Origin of the sequence: Gluconacetobacter sp. (assembly GCF_047721585.1) — a bacterium.
GTDB lineage: Bacteria > Pseudomonadota > Alphaproteobacteria > Acetobacterales > Acetobacteraceae > Gluconacetobacter > Gluconacetobacter dulcium.
Map to the genome: position 1 here is coordinate 1 of NZ_JBDNXE010000226.1, position 3,086 is coordinate 3,086.

Genomic DNA, 3,086 nt, shown 5'->3' on the forward strand with positions numbered 1-3,086 from the left:
GCAGGACAGGACCAGCCCGATCGTGACATCCCGCCCCTGCGTGGTGCCCCGTCCGCCCAGCCCCATGGCCACCCCGGCCAGAACCGTGGCCCCCATCAGCCCCCAGAAAGGCGGCATCCCCACCAGCAGCGCACCCGTCGCGCCGGCAAAGCCGACATGCGACAGCGCATGGCCGGCAAAGCTCTCGCCCCGCAGCACCATGAAATAACCGACCAGCCCGGACAGGATCGCCACGATCCCCGTCGCGGCAAAGGCATGGCGCATGAATTCAAAGGCGAACATGCCCGGTTCCTACTCCCGCCCGCTCACGACTGAACCACTCCGTCGGCCACCACGAAGATGCGCCCGTTCGCCCGGATCACCTCGACCGGCACGCCATACAGCGCGCTCAGCACCGGGCCGGTCACCACCTCGTCCACCGTGCCCAGCCGCGCCGCCCCGCGCCCCACATACAGCACCCGGTCCATCACCCCCAGCAGCGGGTTGAGATCATGGGTGGAAAACAGCACCGCAATGCCAAGCTGGCGGCGGATGCGGTCCACCAGCGCCACCACTTCGCGCGCGCGATGCGGGTCCAGGCTGGCCAGCGGCTCGTCCAGCAGCAGCAGCCGGGGCCGCCCCAGCAGGGCCTGCGCCAGCAACAGCCGCTGGCGCTCGCCACCCGAAAGATGGTCGATCGGCCGGCGGGCCAGATGCATGGCCCCCACCAGATCCAGCACCCGGTCGATCTCCATCGCGTCATGGCGGCGATGCCGGCCGGGCCGCCAGTCGCAGGGCAGGCCCCACCGCTCGCCATGCAGGGCCGCGGCAATGAAACTGCGCCCGTCCAGGCGCGGCGCGGAACGCGCCGGAAATTGCGGCAGATAGCCGATATCGTGGTTGCCGCGCCCCACCGGCCGGCCAAAGACCGCAATCCGCCCGGCCGATACCGGCACCACGCCCAGAATGGCGCGGATCAGGCTGCTCTTGCCCGCCCCGTTCGGCCCCAGCATGCCGACAAAGGCCCCGGCCGGCACGGTCAGGCCAACATCGGAAAGGATCGTGCGCGCGCCGATGCGCAGCGTGACCTGCGCCATATCCACCGGCGGCATGGCGGCCGTTTCCGGCCCAGGCGCCGGGCCGCCGCAGCACGCATCGTGCCCGTTCATGTCGGCCCCCCAGGCGGAGCATGGGCCAGCGCCTGATCCAGACGATCCAGCATCCCGGCGATCCAGTCCTGATAGCGCATGCCGGGCGGCAGGCTCTCGCCGACATGCAGCACCGGAATCCCGGCCCCCTGCGCCAACTGCTCCAGCCGGTCGGTGGCCGGCCCCGTCGTCTGCTCGTTCAGGATCAGCATCCGCACCCGCCGCTCCGTCAGGTCCCGCTCGAACCCGGCAACCTCCGACGGGCCGGGGTCGGTGCCGTTCATGACCGCACGCTGAAAATCTCCGTCATGCATCGTCAGCTCGATCTGGCGCGTCATCAGGCCAAAAATCGGTTCGGACGCGGCAACCGGCACCCCATGATAACGCGCCCGCAACCGGTCGATCCGCTGTTGAAGCGGCCCCAGCGCGTCCAGAAATTGTTGCAGACGCTCCTGCACCGCCGCCCGGCGATCGGGAAGAATCGCGCCGCAATCGGCGGCAAACGCCGTCGCGACGGCGCGGACCATCGCCAGATCGTACCAGAAATGGGCGTTATCGCCGTCCCGCCAGCCAACCAGCGCCGCCACGTTCAGCACCACCGGCCGGCCGGCATTTCCGCCCCCCTCCATCAGCCGGTCGAGCCATCCGTCATATCCCCCGCCATTGGCGATCACGATCCGCGCGGCACCCAGCCGCCGCCCATCCATCGGGCTGGCTTCGAACGCATGCGGATCAGTCGCAGGGTTGGTCAGAATGCTGCTCACCGCCACATCCGCCCCCCCGACCTGACGCGCGATATCGCCCCACACCGCTTCGGCGGCCACAACGGCAATCGGACTGCCGGCATGGGCCGGCCGCGCCCCCGACACCACCAGCATGACAGCCATCAGCCACGCGCAGATCAGGCGCACCACGCCCGAACGGGAACCACGAAGGGGGAATATAAGGTCAGCAGACACGCGGGAGGCCGTCAGCAGGAGGGTTGGCAGGTCAAGACACGTTATAATGTAACATATTTGGAGCCTTCATATAACGCGCTTTCCGGCGTATGGAAACCAGGGAGCCGCGCGGGCGGCATCTCTGGACAGATCGGGGGCATGGCGCGGCAGGCATGGCGGCAACGATTTTCGCCGAAAAGACCGAGACTCGGCTGGATAATGCCGAGCGCTTGTGCGCCGCGCATGGGTCGCGGCTGACCGATCTGCGGCGCCAGGTGCTGGGCCTGGTGCTGGAGGCCGCGCGCCCGGTCGGCGCCTATGACCTGCTGGACGGCTTGCGCGCCGACAAGAAGGGCGCCGCCCCGCCCACGGTCTACCGCGCCCTGGATTTTCTGCTGGAAGAGGGGCTCATCCACAAGATCGAGCGCCTGTCGGCCTTCGTCGGCTGCACCCACACGCTGGATGGCAGTCATGCCGAAGCCGGCCATCCTCACGCGGCGCAGTTTCTGATCTGTACCGGCTGCGGTCAGGTGACCGAACTGGACGATCACGGCATCCTGCACGCATTGATCGACGCCACGCGGCAGATCGGCTTCACGGTGCATCATTCGACCGTCGAGGCCGAAGGGCTCTGCGCCGCCTGCCGCGACGCCGCAACGGCATAGGCACGACGGACGATTTCAGACATCACGGGCGAACGGCACGACTGAGGATTATGGTGAGAAACGGCTACAGGGTCAGGCCGACCGGCCTGACGACCCCGAATGCGGAACGCATGATCTTCCGGATCGACGATATCCAGGGCCGCCCGCGCGCCCGGATCGCGGCAAAGGATGGCCCCCAGGCCCTGGCGCTGTTCTGGCGGCGGCGCGGCCGGCAGATCCTGGCCGAAAGCCTGCCCGACCCCGACCCCGTAGCCACCCTGCGACGGAATTTTGCCATGGCACGCATCCTCCCGGATACCGCCGAACTGCCGCTGCCCGAGCCGGTGCCTGCCCGTGCGGCCACCCACCCCGCACCC

4 protein-coding genes and 1 pseudogene are annotated in these 3,086 nt (G+C 68.7%); 2 read left to right on the forward strand and 3 right to left on the reverse strand.

All coding sequences use genetic code 11. The annotated features are described in order from the left end of the window. From ABF821_RS20510 to ABF821_RS20520, 3 genes are all read right to left on the reverse strand, one after another. Window positions 1–282: metal ABC transporter permease (locus tag ABF821_RS20510; protein ID WP_415531410.1), on the reverse strand; the 282-nt coding region annotated here is incomplete at its 3' end. 23 nt (window positions 283–305) lie between these two features. Continuing rightward, a complete protein-coding gene (locus tag ABF821_RS20515) occupies window positions 306–1,148 on the reverse strand; it encodes a metal ABC transporter ATP-binding protein (RefSeq protein WP_415531411.1) in 843 nt (280 codons plus the stop codon). Further along, on the reverse strand, window positions 1,145–2,086 hold the full coding sequence (locus ABF821_RS20520) for a metal ABC transporter solute-binding protein, Zn/Mn family (RefSeq protein WP_415531412.1): 942 nt from the start codon (window positions 2,084–2,086) through the stop codon (window positions 1,145–1,147). The genes ABF821_RS20515 and ABF821_RS20520 overlap by 4 nt, the downstream gene beginning before the upstream one ends. Before the next feature lie 152 nt (window positions 2,087–2,238). Between ABF821_RS20520 and ABF821_RS20525 the strand changes: the two genes are divergently transcribed. Together ABF821_RS20525 and ABF821_RS20530 are read left to right on the forward strand one after the other, a co-directional pair. Continuing rightward, window positions 2,239–2,730: a transcriptional repressor gene (locus ABF821_RS20525; protein ID WP_182974453.1), complete on the forward strand. Its 492-nt coding sequence runs from the start codon at window positions 2,239–2,241 to the stop codon at window positions 2,728–2,730. A 50-nt stretch (window positions 2,731–2,780) separates the two neighbouring features. Next, window positions 2,781–3,086 (forward strand): annotated as a pseudogene (locus ABF821_RS20530) (hypothetical protein); the annotation flags it as partial.